Here is a 14,936-nt window from a genome sequence, read left to right as displayed (position 1 = left end):
CCCTTCGCCTAAAGGCGAGGGATTTTTGATCCCCGAAGGGGGACATTAAAATACTGTTTCTCTGATATTGCTTTAAAAGATTTGAGGTAATAATTAATAATTTCATCGTTTGTTTCAGGATTATCAACTAATTTTTTATTACTAAAATATTCTCGTGTTCTGCAAATAGCATCGTAGAAAATATTTATCTCGCTTTCGTTTGTCGTAGGTGGGTTAAATATTAAATTCATTTGCTGACATTCGGCAATTTCAAATTTCGGACCTAATAAAACTAAATCATTGCGGAATATTTTTTTTTGCAAATCATTATTCTGAGAGTCAGGGTATTTTGTAAATATAAAATCATATAATTGAATTAACTCATAAGCTGCATTATCACAACCTGTGAATAAAGCATATTTAAAATATTTTTCTGCATACTCTGACATGGCTTTTAGTTTTTTAATATCATTAATACTAGGAGTTGGGCTAAAGTTCAGTTTTTTTATTTTACTAAATTGCTCATTAGCCTTATTCATAAATATTTATGAAATAGGGTTAGGGTTTGTTTGAGAATTATTATTTTTAGGCATATGTTATTACTTTTTAATTTAAGGGCTTAAGCTTTTATTGTCATTGCGAGGAGGCATTGTTACATGGATCAGAAAACGCTCGCAATGTCATTCCCGCATGAGGCTTGCTTGTGTAGATCAATTTTTCCTCTGTCATCCCGCAAGCTTGTAGCGGGATCCAAATACTGATAAAATTAGTATTTTTTATTATTTTTTGGATGCCGTGGTCAAGCCACGGCATGACATCGAAAGTGCTTTTCGATCCACGCAGACAATGCATTCTCGCAATGACGGAAAAATAATTAACAATAATTAAATTTACAATTTAAATTTAGTAATATTTTTGCTAAAAGGAAAGTTCAGCGGTAGAAAAAGAGAGTATTTTTTTGGAAGGTAGTTGCAATATTATTCTACCTATGGAATCGATACCTTGAAAAGTACCTGTAACAATGTCATTTTGATATTTAACACTAATATTTTCATGTAACTTATAAGCATGTTTCAGCCATGTTTCTCTAATAAATGAAAAGCCATTTTTTTCCCAAATTTGATAATATTTTTCAAAATTTTCTATTAATATTTCAAGTAAAGCTTTAGGGGTGATAACGGGAAGTTCTTCAGCTACTAAGCTAGTAGTGGGCTGGTCGATATTTATTGGGTGATAAGTAATATTAATACCAACACCTATAATAAGATAATAAGCATCTTCTACTTTAACCGATTCAAGAAGTATACCAGATATTTTTTTACCCCCTATTAAAACATCATTTGGCCATTTGAGATGTATTATGTCATTCCCGCTTTTGCGGGAATCCAGAAATATATTAGAAGAGTTATTATATAAATCTTTATCAGAGTGGCTTTGATTTTTTACTGGATTCCCGCCGTTGCTGGAATGACATAGGGCGTTTACACTATCATAAACCGCAAGGGCTGTAACGAAAGACAATTGTGGTAGTAATTCAAGCTCTTTATTAGGCTTAATTAGTAAACTAGCGTGTAAATTTCCGGAAGTAGATTGCCAGTTTTTACCGCTTCTGCCACGTCCTTTGGTTTGAGATTTAGCAAGTATGATATAATCTCTATCAGGTTTATTATTTTTAGCTATTCTAATGGCTTCAAGGTTTGTGCTATCTAATTCATCAAAAACAAATAGCTTATATCTACCTAAATTCATTTAAACCTAAGACGAAATAATGAAAGATCCGAAAAGTAAAAATTCTATTACTACAAAGTTAATTAATAATAGCCCGTAAGAAGTAGGTATTTTTGTTGGATTAGGTTTTTCAGCAAAATACATCGTTTTAATTATTTTAAGATAGTAAAAAGCCGCAATGACGCTAGTAAAGATACCAAAATAAGCAAGCAGAAACTCTTCTTGAGTAATTGCTTGGTAAAAGAGGTAGTATTTTCCAAGAAAGCCAGCAAGCGGCGGGATACCTATCATAGAAAACATAATTATACAAATCGCAGCAGCTATAGCTTTATGGTTTTCTGCAATTCCTTGTATGCTTTCAAAATTAGCTTTATCTGTTTGTTTTCCTAGTAACATAATTAGGCAAGTAAAGAACCCTATACTTGCTGCTGCATATATCAACATATAGAGCATAGCAGCTTTATTTCCGTCTTCAGTACGCAGTAATACGCCTATTAATACATAACCGATATTTAGAATGGTACTATATGCCATTAATCTTTTTAAGGAAGTTTGACGAATAGCACCAAGAACACCAAATATCATAGATAATAAAGCAATTATTTTTATTAGATTATAGCTAATAGGGTGATAGTTTTTGATAATTAAATTTTCGATATTTAATAAAATGGCAACAGCTCCAATTTTTGAAGCCGCTGTAAAATATGTAACTGAAGCGATAGGTGAACCCTCATATACATCTGGTACCCAAAAATGCAAGGGGGCACTTGAAAGCTTAAAGAAAATACTGCTTAAAAATAGCACTACACCAATTACTAAACCTAAATTTACCGAAGAGCTATCATTTAGCTTATAAAATATATCTGAAAATTGTAAGCTTCCGCCAAATCCATATATAAAAGAAATACCAAATAATGATAAGCAACTAACTAAACTGCCTAATATAAAATATTTTAATGCCCCCTCTGATGATTTAATCTCACTTAATTTAAAACCAGCGAGTATATAAGAAGTTAAAGCAGTAAGTTCCATGGCACAAAAAAGTAATAAAAAATTCTGTGCTGAAATTGCCACAAAAATCCCAACTGTAGATAATAATATCAAAGTTATAAATTCAAATTTTAGTGGTTCACCGCTACGCACCGAATAATCTCGGTAAATTATCATAGATATTATAGTAAATATCAATATGATAGCCTTATAATTAGCAATATTTGCATTAGTAGTAAACATTACATAATCTAGGTATAATACACTTTCAGAGTAAGAATATTTTAAAATAACGAAAATTGTTAATATGGTGAGTAAAATAGTTATGTTAGCAACAATTCTATTTTTACCTTGCAGTATTACGGCAAAGAATTGGCTTAAAAGTGCTGTTAAAGTTAAAGTTATTTCAGGAAGTAGCATATAAAATTAATGTTGTTTATCGAAATATAAATATTAGTAAATAAATAATTTTTTATCAATAAACTTATATATAAATTAGCCTTTAATGCACTAAAAATTTGCAATTTTCTATAATTATACGCTATATTACTGCTGTTTATGTATAAAAGTTTAATAAAATAATGTATTTATTATCATATATATTAGGAGGACTAAATACATTACTCCGCCAGTTACGTCTATCAATTAGCTCTATAGAGTTCTATAAAGACGTATATCAAAAATATCATGGTTATGGAATAAGGTATTTATTTGTTGTGTCTTTCATTCTGGCAATAATTTATTGTATCTTTATATTAAATTATCTAATAACCTTGAAAGACAGCTTTAACGGAATAAAACAGACAAAAACGACAGATAATATTGAATATATCATCAATCAATTACCAGAAATGCAATATGCTAATTCACGGATTCTTGTAAAAGATGAAGAACCTATTTATTTATATAATAAAAATAATGATAAAGTAGCTGTTATTGATACAAAAAATCAGGTTTCAATTAGAGAAAAAAGCAAGATACCTTTTGTAATTGAGGCAGATAAACTTACAATAAATTTTGCAATAGATAGCACTAAAAAAAGCTTCCCTCGTACCATTAATTACTCAAGTTTATTCGATCAAAGTCAGATGACTTTAACTCCTGAAATAATAAAAAAATATTTTGCTGATAATTTAATGCATTTACCAAATTTATTTATTTATCTTGGTATGCCAGCTATTATATTATTTTGGTTTGTAACATTCTTTTTAGAAAGAAGTATTATAATATTATTAGTATGTGTCGCATTTAAATTATTATTTAATAAAGTCTCAGTACAAGATGCTACAAGATTAGTGATGTTTTCAAGCGGAGTGCCGATATTATTGCAGCCGGTTGTTCCTTTTGTACTGGTATTAGGTACAATATTACAAATACTTCAAATATTTACTACTGGTCTATTATTTATTGCTATTTGGCAAGTCAATAAGAATAGAAAGTTTTCGAGCTACTTGTAAAAACTCTTCTTCGTTAGAATAGTCTAAAGTTATTTTTTCTTTTATCTGATGCTTAAACCAAGTGATTTGTCTTTTAGCATATCTGCGTGTTCGTGTTTGAGCTAGGTTTAAAGCTTCACCCAAAGTTAGTTTGTTTTCTAGATAAGCCAGAATTTCTTTTATGCCTACAGCTTTTAAATTTAGATAATCAGGATTGAATTGTTTTTTGATTAAAGCAATTTCGTCTATTGCACCATCTTTAAATATATTAGCTAAACGTTCATCACATATTTTATATAAAAATTTTCTCTCAGGATTTAAGAAGATAATTTTAAAATTAAATGCAGATAAGATTTGTTCTTTTGGCAAAGTTTGGAAAGAGAAAATAGACTTGCCGGTTTGCAGCACTACTTCATAAGCTCTAATTAGCCTTTGAGTGTCTGATTGATTAATTTTAGATGAAGCTAGTGGATCAAGCTTTGTAAGCCTATTATGTAGCTCTATATTGCCTATTTCGTTATGCAGCTTTCTTACTTGCTGTCTTAAATCGTCAGATATATCAGGAATATTATTATATCCAAAAACTAAGGAGTTAATATATAATCCCGTACCACCTATTAATATAGGAAGCTTACCACTAGCATTTACCTGATTTATTTTTTCGGCAGCAAGTTTTAGATATTTTACTACCGAAAAATCTTCAGTAATAGGCAAGAAATTATATAAATGATAAGGAATTTCGCTTTTATAGCTTTTCGGAGGGGAGGCGGTAATAATTGGAATTTCTTTATAAACTTGCATTGAGTCAATATTTATTATTTCCCCGTCGCAAGCTTTGGCAAGTGCATGACCTAGATAAGATTTTCCACTAGCAGTAGAACCGCATAAGATGATTATTTCTTTTTTTTGCACTTAAATATTAAGTCCGTACTTGCTTAATAATTGATTAATCATCGTTTTTAGCTCTTCTAATTTTTCAGCATTACTTGATTCAGCTCTTGCAATAATGGCAGATTCAGTATTAGAACTACGCAATAACCACCAACCATCTTCTGTGTTTACTCTTACTCCATCAATATCATTAAACTCTATTTTATCCTTTAGTAATTTTTCTTTGATTTCTTCAATAATTTGTAATTTTAATTCAGAAGAAACAAAAATTTTAACTTCCGGCGTGCTATAGCTTTTCGGTAGCTCATCTATTATTTCGTCTAAAGTTTTGCTTGATCTAGTGAGTAAATCCAAAAATCTTAATCCCGCATAGATTGCATCGTCAAAACCGAAATATTTATCGGCAAAGAATATATGCCCGCTCATCTCACCAGCTAGTAAAGCCTTTGACTCAGCCATTTTACTTTTAATAAATGGATGACCAGTTCGCCATATTATAGCTTGCCCACCATATGATTTGATTCTATCGGCTATGAGCTGACTGGCTTTTACATCAAGTATTATAGTAGCATTTGGGTTTTCTTTTAAAATATCCTCGGCAAAAATACATAAAATTTGATCACCAAATAACATCTTACCGCTTGAGCTTACAATGCCTATTCTATCGCCATCGCCATCAAAAGCTATACCAAGGTCACAATTTTGTTCTTTAACTAATTTAATTAATTCTTGTAAATTATCGACTTTAGTAGGATCAGGGTGATGACTTGGAAAATTTCCATCAATCTTGCTATTGATGATAATGTTTTCATTATTTAAACGATTTTTTAACTCTTCAACAATATTTCCGGTTGCTCCGTTACCAGGGTCCCAAGCTACTTTTAGGTTGGAATTTACTATTATTTTTTCTAGAATATTTTTTATATAACTGTCACTAATATTGATTTTACTCTTATTTACAATATTAATTTCAGGAGGATTATTACTCCAGTCAGTATTTAAAATCTCTGTTAATAAATCCTGTATTTGAGAACCAAAAAAAGATTTGCCATGTTGTATTATTTTAAAGCCGTTATCATCACGAGGGTTATGTGAACCGGTAACCATAATACTACCAGCTGGGGTAAATTTTTTATCAGCAAAATATAGAACTGGACTTGGGACAACGCCAATATTTATAACCTCAGCTCCTCCATTAACCAATCCTATTTCTAGGAGTTTGTAAAGAGCAGGGGAGCTAAGCCGCCCGTCCATACCGACGCAGATCTTATTATTGCCATCCTTTATAGTCATCTTTGCAAAGCAAAAACCAACCTTATAAGCTACTTCTACTGTTAAATCGGTAAGGCTATTACCTCTTATGTCATAAGCCCTAAAAATGTCTTTGTTAATGTTCATAAAAACCATCTAATAAATGAAAGTTCGGTATACGAAGATCAACTTCAAAAAGAGCAAGGAGTCCATAAGACGAGGAACGGAAGCAGTTACTTAATACGTGAGTACCACAGTACTTATAGGACGACGTAGCCAATTTTTGAAGTTGATCGAGTATACTATAGGCTAAAGCTTTCGCCTAGATAAACCTCTTTAACTTTTTTGCTATTTGCTATTTCTTTGCTACTTCCTTCTAACAATACTTTTCCCTCGAAAATAACATATGCTCGGTCAACTATATCTAAAGTATCACGCACGTTATGATCAGTAATTAGAATGCCGATATTGAATTCACGCAAGTAAGTAATTAGATTTTTGATATCGGAAATAGCCAGCGGATCAATACCAGCAAGTGGTTCATCAAGCATGATAAATTTCGGCTCTATTGCAAGCGATCTTGCAATCTCAAGCCTGCGTCTTTCACCACCTGATAAGCTAGCAGCCGATAGATCCTTTAAATGTATTATAGAAAATTTTTCCAGTAAATTATGAGTTTTTTGCTCAATTACTTCTTTATCATTTTTAGATATTTTAATTATAGCTTTAATATTATCTTCAACCGATAAGCCTCGAAAAATTGAAGGTTCTTGAAGAAGGTAACCAATACCAAGCCTTGCTCTTAAATAAATCGGCAAATTAGTTATATTAATATCATTTAATAATAACTGTCCGGAATCTGCTTTCATTAAGCCAATAATGATGTTAAAACAAGTTGTTTTACCAGCTCCGTTTGGACCAAATAACCCAACTATTTCGCCTTGTTTTACATTAAGAGATATATCGCTTAATATGGTTCTCTTTTTATAGGATTTTGATATATTTTTAACTTGTAAGCTGTCCATTTAATTTATTTTCTTACTATTTTTATTAATAATATCCACATAATAAATAAGTTTATTAGTTTTTAAAATATTATTATTACGTTCTAATACAACATTACCAAGTAAAATAAGTTGTCTATTATCTAAAAAATATTTCCCTGAATCTGCCAATAACAACTCATTATTAATTTTTTTCTCAACACTTAATTTAGTTGGAACAACTATATAATCAATGGTTTGTTTATTATCTACAGTTTTATAAAAAATATATAATTCTTCAGTTCTAAGTATCGCATTATCAAAATAAACAACGACATTTCCAAGGTATTCTGCTTTTTGTTTAACTCTGTTAATGATTAAAGTATCAGATGTAATATGTAAGTTTGAAATATCTTTATCATTAGCATATGTTGAGATACTAATAGTAAAGAATATTACAAGTTTAATAATCCGATAGATCAATAGTTGTGTAGACATTGCCTTTAAAAATTATAATATTATTGTCGTCTTGCGTGTTAAAACTATCTGAAGTAATAGTAGAGTTTTTATGAAATAATGTAGCAGGAGAGTTGCTAATTATGCTTTTATTTATTAAATCGATTCTTGCATCATTAGTGTCAAATATCATATCTTCAAAATAAAATTTTACATCATTTTTTAAATCTAATATATGCGACTCTTCGTTTAAAAACCCTTCTTTTGCATAAACAGTAACTGATTGGTTTTGATTTACGTTATATGTGCCGTTTATTATATCTAATTTATACTTGTTATCCGAATCTTTTATAGCTTGCTCAGCTTTAACTAAATAGCTATTTAAATTTTTATCTACCCCCTCAAAAACTGAATCTTTTAATATAATATTATATTTTAAGTCAAGGTTTTTTTCTGGAGCTTTTTCTACAATATTAGTATTATTTTCTTCGGTAGGGTAGCTACTTTTAACTAATATATATCCTGCATATAAAATTCCAAGTATAATTAGGAAATAAGTAAATTTCCAAAATTTTTTCCGTCGTTTATAAGAGGAAGGCATATACTAATTGACTCCTGCTCGCAATAAATCATGTATATGAGTAATGCCTATAATGATATTATTGTCAACAATGGGTAAATTAGTAATATTTTTAGCTTTCATTAAATCTAAAACTTCTTTTGCAAATATTTCAGATGAAATATATACAGGATTTTTAGTCATAATATCTGAGGCTGTTTTTAAATGAATTTGATCGTTAATATGACGACGTAAATCACCATCTGTTATAACCCCTACTAAATTCTTAGCTTTATCTATTACTAAGGTACAACCTAAGCGTTTTTTATTCATAACAATTATAGTTTCAGCAAAAGGTGTATCTTCATGCACTAAAGGTATTTGGTCACCGCTACGCATTAAATGTTTAATCTCTGTTAAATTAGCCCCTATGCTACCGCCTGGATGATATGACTTGAAATCATCCTTAGTAAAACCTTTTACTTCATGTATGACAGTCATTAATGCATCGCCAAGTGATAACATTATTAAGGATGAAACTGTAGGAGCTCCAATTATTGAAGCTTCTGAATATTCAGGCACTATAAGTAAGAAATCACTATTTGCAGCTAAAGTAGAATTTTTATTCATTGTCATTGCGGCAATTTTTACAGAAAAATCTTTGCAATATTTAATGATGTTAAATAATTCCTTAGTTTCACCGGAATTAGAAAGAATGATTACTAAATCATCTTTAGTAATCATTCCAAGATCCCCATGGCTTGCTTCCGCTGGATGTATATAAAAAGCTGGCATACCAGTTGAAGAAAAGCTTGCGGCTATTTTCTTTGCAATATAACCACTTTTACCTATACCAGTTAAAATTACTCTTCCTTTAAAAGATAGTAAAAACTCTACAATTCGGTTGAAATCTTCAGGGATATATTCAGATAGCTTTTTTAAAGCACTAGCTTCACTAGAAATTACTCTTTTAGCAATATTCTGGTAATTGTTTATAGGGTTCATTGCTTTTATAGTTGTTGAAAAAAGTGTCACCTTGTTAATTTATCCGACCTTGTCATATAGCTTCTATGTCATTCCCGCGTAGGCGGGAATCCAGAAAAAAGTATAAATACAACAAGCTTTTAAAGTTAAAAGCTCGATTTATCTCGCTTTATGCCTAGATTCCCGCTTCCGCGGGAATGACACCAAAGCCATGTAACAACGCTCCGCCTATGCAGGAAAGCATTGTTGCGTGGATCATTTTTCCCTGTCATTCCGTGATTTATTCTCTGGATGCCGTGGTCAAGCCACGGCAATGACAACCAAAGATGCTTTTCGATCGATGCAATAATGCCACCACGGGATGACAATATTACTAGGTAAAATATTTACGTTCTGTAACTACTTCAGTCGTTTCGGCATTATTGTCTTCGTTCCAAGCTCTTTTTTTACCATTATCCCGTTTTTCAGGTTCTTGGTGTTCTTTAGGACTATTTTTTGGTTTTGGGCTTGCTGAAGATTTATCTTTCTCAGCATTTTTAATAGTTAGTTTGGCTTTACCTTTATTATCAAACCCGATAAGCTTAACTTTTACTATATCGCCTTGCTTTAAAACGCTGCTAACTGATTCGATTCTTTCTTCGGCAATTTCACTAATATGAACAAAACCATCTTTATTGCCTAGATAATTAACAAAAGCACCAGAATCTAATATTTTCATCACTGTGCCGTTAAATACTTCACCTATTTCAGGTTCGATAGCAATAGCCTTAACTTTATCTAAAGCAACTTTTAGCTTATCCTTATCTGGAGCGTAAATAGAAACTGTGCCATCATCGCTTATATCAATTTTAGCACCGCTAGTTTCGCAAATTTCCTTTATTACTTTACCACCAGGACCGATAATATCTCTGATCTTATCCTTATCAACTTTTAAAGTAGTAGTAGATGGAGCGTTTTTGCTCATCTCATTATTTGGTTTACTAATAACTTTATTCATTTGCTCAAGTATATGCAAACGTCCTGCTCGTGCTTGCTCTAAAGCTATTTTCATTATGTCAAAATTTACACCAGATATTTTAATATCCATTTGTAAAGCTGTGATACCTTCGCTAGTACCTGCAACCTTAAAGTCCATATCGCCGAAATAATCTTCATCGCCAAGAATATCAGATAATACCGCAAATTTTTCTTTTTCTTTAACAAGCCCCATAGCAATACCTGCTACTGGTGCTTTTATTGGAACACCAGCATACATTAAAGCAAGTGAACTACCACAAACTGTTGCCATTGAAGAAGAGCCATTAGATTCGGTAGTTTCTGCAACTACTCTAATAGAATAAGGGAACTGTGTTTTAGTAGGTAATACCGGATTAACAGCACGCCAAGCGAGTTTACCATGCCCAACTTCACGTCTTCCTGGAGCTTTCATCGGCATTGCTTCATTAACAGAGTAAGGCGGGAAGATATAATTAAGCATAAAGCGTTCCTTATATTCACCCTCAAGGCTATCAATTATTTGTTCATCTAAGCTAGTTCCAAATGTGCTACTTACTAAGCTCTGTGTTTCGCCTCTAGTAAATAAAGCTGAGCCGTGAGCACAAGGTAATAATCCAACTTCACAAGTAATTTGTCTTATATCTGTTGTAGTACGTCCATCTATACGTTTATTTTTTTGTAAAATATTACCACGTAATACATCTGATTCAACAGATTTTAAAGCTGATTCGATTTGGTAATTATTATATTTTTTACTTTCTATATCATCCTCAAAATGCTTAAGTACTTTTTCAGGTATTAGTTCTAAATTAGTACTGCGTTCTTGTTTAGATTTAATCGCAAAAGTTTGCTCAATTTCTTTTGCAAATAATTTTTTGATTTCATTCTTTAATTCAGCAGGGTATAAATCTTGCATTTCAAGCTTTGGTTTTTTAGCTTCAGCTGCAAGTTCTTTAATAATATTTACTACTGGCTGGAAACTATCAAAGCCAAATTTTACAGCAGCAAGCATTTGCTCTTCAGAAAGTAAATGTGCTTCTGACTCAACCATCATTACAGAATCGCTTGTTCCTGCAACCACTAAATCAAGCTGGCTTGTCTTTAATAAGTCAAGTGTTGGGTTTAAAACGAATTCCCCGTTTATTAAGCCTATTTTACTTGCAGCAACTATTTCTAGATAAGGTGCAGGTGAAAGGCTAAGTGCAGCAGAAGCACCAATGATAGCAAGTATATCAACTGGTGTTTCAGGGTCATATGAAAGAACAGTGCAGGTAACAAATGTTTCATTAACAAAAGCAGGGTGAAATAATGGTCTGATCGGTCTATCTATCAGACGTGATACTAAAACTTCCCGATCTGATGCTTTGCCCTCACGCTTAAAAAAGCCGCCTGGTATTTTACCAGCAGCATATGCCATTTCTCTGTAATTAATTGTTAGAGGAAAAAAGCCAATACCTTCTTTTGCTTTGGCAGCAGTTACTGCTGTACATAGTAATACAGAATTACCCATTTTAACAGTAACTGCTCCATCAGCTTGGCGAGCTATCTTGCCGGTGCTAAGTTCAAGAGTCTTCCCGCCCCATTCAACTGTTGTAATTATCTCATTAAACATCTATATATATCTCTTAATTTATTTTTAGGTTATAGGTTATTTTTGTATACTTAGGATTCATTATGTCATTCCCGCGTAGGCGGGAATCCAGTAAAAATAAGTATAAATACAGCAAGAATTTAAAAATAACAGCTCGATTCATCTCGCTTTATGCTGGATTCCCGCCGTTGCTAGGAATGACATCAAACCATATAACAACTTTTGTTTACAATTTAGTTACTTAATCTTTCTAATACCGAGCTTACTTATTAAATCTAAATACTCGCTTACATTTTTTTTCTTTATATAATTAAGTAATCTACGGCGACGTCCGACTAAGATTAATAAACCTCTTCTTGAGGTATGATCTTTATGGTTAGATTTGAAATGCTCAGTTAAGTTATTGATCCGCTCAGTTAAAATAGCACACTGTACTGCACTTGAGCCTGTATCATTATCATTTATAGCATAATTTTTAATTAATTCTTGTTTACGTTCTTGTGTAATCGACATCGATAATTTCTCCTTATTAGTCTATTGTGTTAAATTAAATACTCGTAAAGAATGGAAGCAATTCTTATTTAAGCTACCAATTGCAAGCAGAACGCCCTTATATCGAACCCACATAAAATCTACGTTTTTATCATAATCAAATAGGCATTTTTGACCATATTTAATTTTTTGTGCTTGCTCATCGTTAGCATCAAGAACCAGGATGTCGTCCAGTATTGCTTCTATCTTTATATTTTTTTCCTCAAGGGAAAGTTTGGTAATATCATTAGAAGAGTCAATTCGGATAGAATTTTCTTCTTTAAATATCCCAACTTGAGTACGGCGTAATTCTATCACAAATCCTAAACTTTGCAAGGACAATGCCAAATCTTCTGCTAAAGTCCTTATATAAGTACCTTTTGAGCATTCAGCGTAGTAGGTAGCGGTGGTATTTTTTTCATCGTAATCAAGACATTTTAGATCATAAATTGTTATATTACGTGGTTTTAGTTCTACTTCTTTACCATCTCGTGCTAATTTATATGCTCGTACTCCATTAACTTTAAGAGCAGAGAAAGCAGGGGGGATTTGTGTTATAGTACCAATAAATTTAGAGCATACAGCATATGCATTTTCTTTCGATGGTATATAATCTGTTGTGGCTATTACTTTACCAGCATAGTCACCGCTATCGGTTTGCTTGCCAAATTTTACAGTAAAAATATAGGTTTTTTTAGCGTCAATTAGCATTTGCACTAATTTTGTAGCTTCACCTATAGCAAGGGGCAGTACTCCTTCTGCCTCGACATCTAAAGTGCCACTATGCCCTATCTTAACTTTACCAAGTACTTTTTTTATTATACTAACAAGTTTAGCCGAGCTTATTCCTCTAGGCTTATAAACATTTAACCAATAACTATTCATCTAATTTAACTTGACGTGGGTTTAAAAAATCTCTAATATATAATTCTAGCCAATTAGGTTAGACCGAAATCAATGACAATTAACCAAAATAATTCAAACCATACTTTTTCAAGTCATAATTTAGATAATTCCCCTCGTAAAATCAACAAGTTAATAAATAAATTTTCAGACTATATTTGGCCAATAAAACGCCAAGAGCTTTCTAAGTTTTTATTCATTACTTTGTTAATGTTTTGTATTTTATTTATTCAAAATTTAATCAGAGCATTAAAAGATAGTATAGTTACTACGATGATTGGAGCGGAAACAATTTCCTTTCTAAAGTTCTGGGGAGTTATGCCTTGTGCTTTTTTAATGACGGCTATTTATGTGAAGCTTGTTAACAGAATGAAAGCAGAAAATATATTTTATCTGATCATTTCAATATTTTTAGCATTTTTTGCCCTTTTTGCTTATGTTATTTTCCCAAATCACGAGATATTACATTTAAGTCCAACTACTGCTCAAAATTTAATTACAAGTCTGCCAAACTTAAAATGGTTTATTTTGCTTTTATCAAAATGGAGTTTTTCTCTATTTTATATAATAGCTGAATTATGGCCAAATGTAGCTTTTGCACTACTTTTTTGGCAATTTGTAAATAATATAACTACTGTTGAAGAATCGAAAAGGTTTTATCCTTTATTTGGATTACTTAGTCAAACAGGGATTTATTTAGCAGGACAGTTTTTAGAAAATTTAAGTCATATTAATGAGTATGTAGCCGCAAAATTTTCACTACAGGCATCTTTTCATACTCTTTCCGTGCAGATTATATTAACCATAGTATTGATTCTCGGGATAGTAGGTATTAAAACTTTTTGGCTGCTAAATCATAAAGTGCTAGATAAAGAACATATGGCATTGTTGCGTTTTAAGGCAAAGAAAAAAACCATGACAATTGCCGAAAGCTTTCAGATGATCCTTTCTTCCAGACATATTAGATTAATTGCAACTTTACTTATTTGTTATGGTATTGCTATAAATTTAGTGGAAGGACCTTGGAAAGCAGCAGCTACTAAAATATACAAAACCCCAACGGAATATGTTGCATTTATCGGTAATTATTTAAGTTATACGGGAGCGTTTACTATTCTTTTTGTTGTACTTGGCTCAAATATAGTTAGAAAACTTGGTTGGTTTACGGCAGCTATTATTACTCCTATAATAGTTTTTACTACAGGTATATTATTTTTTACTGTTAATAATTTTGAAAGTTCTGCTGGTTTGATAGTAGCAAGTATTATCTTAACTGATCCGGCTTTAATTGCTATAACTATCGGTGCTATTCAAAATGTACTCAGTAAATCAAGTAAATATACTTTATTTGATTCAACAAAAGAAATGGCTTATGTGCCGTTAGATAAGGAAATAAAGATAAAAGGAAAAGCTGCTGCTGACGTGCTTGGTACAAAACTTGGAAAATCAGGAAGTGCATTTTTACAATCTTTAGTTTTTATTATTTTACCTTCTGCAAGTTATCAATCTATTTCCGTATGTTTAATGTTTATATTTATAATCACTTGTTTAATATGGTTTTGGGCAGTAAAAGAATTAAACAAAGAATATAAAAAATCTGTTAAACTTTCTCAATAAAAAACAATTTTTTTCTTGCTATTACTAGCAAACTATTATTA

14 protein-coding genes are annotated in these 14,936 nt (G+C 31.5%); 2 read left to right on the top strand and 12 right to left on the bottom strand.

The window, feature by feature from the left end; genetic code table 11:
- Positions 1-8 precede the first annotated feature (8 nt).
- From BA173_RS01100 to nuoN, 3 genes are all read right to left on the bottom strand, one after another.
- Positions 9-518 carry a hypothetical protein gene (locus BA173_RS01100; protein ID WP_016947966.1) on the bottom strand — a complete coding sequence of 170 codons (510 nt, stop codon included), beginning with the start codon at positions 516-518 and terminating at the stop codon, positions 9-11.
- A gap of 379 nt (positions 519-897) precedes the next feature.
- Positions 898-1,728, bottom strand: coding sequence for a biotin--[acetyl-CoA-carboxylase] ligase (locus BA173_RS01095; protein ID WP_068041299.1), 831 nt, complete (start codon positions 1,726-1,728; stop codon positions 898-900).
- A gap of 6 nt (positions 1,729-1,734) precedes the next feature.
- Positions 1,735-3,117 (bottom strand): NADH-quinone oxidoreductase subunit NuoN, encoded by a 1,383-nt coding sequence (gene nuoN, locus BA173_RS01090; RefSeq protein WP_016947968.1) that lies wholly within the window; start codon positions 3,115-3,117, stop codon positions 1,735-1,737.
- Between the two features lie 161 nt (positions 3,118-3,278).
- On the opposite strand from nuoN, the gene BA173_RS01085 reads away from it, so the two are divergent.
- Positions 3,279-4,154 carry a DUF1189 family protein gene (locus BA173_RS01085; protein WP_016947969.1) on the top strand — a complete coding sequence of 292 codons (876 nt, stop codon included), beginning with the start codon at positions 3,279-3,281 and terminating at the stop codon, positions 4,152-4,154.
- On the opposite strand, the gene miaA is transcribed toward BA173_RS01085, so the two are convergent.
- The 9 genes from miaA to truB all read right to left on the bottom strand — a co-directional run bounded on the left by miaA (position 4,098) and on the right by truB (position 13,260).
- Positions 4,098-5,045, bottom strand: a complete 948-nt coding sequence (gene miaA / locus BA173_RS01080; protein ID WP_016947970.1) for a tRNA (adenosine(37)-N6)-dimethylallyltransferase MiaA — start codon at positions 5,043-5,045, stop codon at positions 4,098-4,100. The two genes, BA173_RS01085 and miaA, sit on opposite strands and share 57 nt — an antisense overlap.
- Positions 5,046-6,422, bottom strand: a complete 1,377-nt coding sequence (locus BA173_RS01075) for a phosphomannomutase/phosphoglucomutase (RefSeq protein ID WP_016947971.1) — start codon at positions 6,420-6,422, stop codon at positions 5,046-5,048.
- A gap of 155 nt (positions 6,423-6,577) precedes the next feature.
- Positions 6,578-7,300 carry an LPS export ABC transporter ATP-binding protein gene (lptB, locus tag BA173_RS01070; protein ID WP_016947972.1) on the bottom strand — a complete coding sequence of 241 codons (723 nt, stop codon included), beginning with the start codon at positions 7,298-7,300 and terminating at the stop codon, positions 6,578-6,580.
- Positions 7,301-7,756 (bottom strand): LptA/OstA family protein, encoded by a 456-nt coding sequence (locus BA173_RS01065; RefSeq protein ID WP_068041300.1) that lies wholly within the window; start codon positions 7,754-7,756, stop codon positions 7,301-7,303. It abuts the gene before it with no gap.
- Entirely contained in the window at positions 7,722-8,315 is a 594-nt protein-coding gene (lptC, locus tag BA173_RS01060; RefSeq protein WP_016947974.1) for an LPS export ABC transporter periplasmic protein LptC, read from the bottom strand. The genes BA173_RS01065 and lptC overlap by 35 nt, the downstream gene beginning before the upstream one ends.
- Before the next feature lie 3 nt (positions 8,316-8,318).
- Positions 8,319-9,278: an SIS domain-containing protein gene (locus tag BA173_RS01055; protein WP_016947975.1), complete on the bottom strand. Its 960-nt coding sequence runs from the start codon at positions 9,276-9,278 to the stop codon at positions 8,319-8,321.
- Between the two features lie 352 nt (positions 9,279-9,630).
- Positions 9,631-11,865, bottom strand: coding sequence for a polyribonucleotide nucleotidyltransferase (gene pnp, locus BA173_RS01050; protein WP_016947976.1), 2,235 nt, complete (start codon positions 11,863-11,865; stop codon positions 9,631-9,633).
- Positions 11,866-12,081: 216 nt separating this feature from the next.
- Positions 12,082-12,357 (bottom strand): 30S ribosomal protein S15, encoded by a 276-nt coding sequence (gene rpsO / locus BA173_RS01045; RefSeq protein ID WP_011477440.1) that lies wholly within the window; start codon positions 12,355-12,357, stop codon positions 12,082-12,084.
- 21 nt (positions 12,358-12,378) lie between these two features.
- Complete coding sequence (gene truB / locus BA173_RS01040) at positions 12,379-13,260, bottom strand: tRNA pseudouridine(55) synthase TruB (protein ID WP_016947977.1); 882 nt, start codon at positions 13,258-13,260, stop codon at positions 12,379-12,381.
- Between the two features lie 72 nt (positions 13,261-13,332).
- Here truB and tlc4 point away from each other — a divergent pair, with 72 nt between their 5' ends.
- Complete coding sequence (gene tlc4, locus BA173_RS01035; RefSeq protein ID WP_016947978.1) at positions 13,333-14,895, top strand: NTP/NDP exchange transporter Tlc4; 1,563 nt, start codon at positions 13,333-13,335, stop codon at positions 14,893-14,895.
- The last annotated feature ends 41 nt before the right edge of the window (positions 14,896-14,936 follow it).

Origin of the sequence: Rickettsia sp. MEAM1 (Bemisia tabaci) (assembly GCF_002285905.1) — a bacterium.
In the GTDB taxonomy this organism is placed as follows: Bacteria; Pseudomonadota; Alphaproteobacteria; order Rickettsiales; family Rickettsiaceae; genus Rickettsia.
Note: the sequence above shows the minus strand (reverse complement) of the source record. Positions and strands in the feature narration are given on the sequence as shown.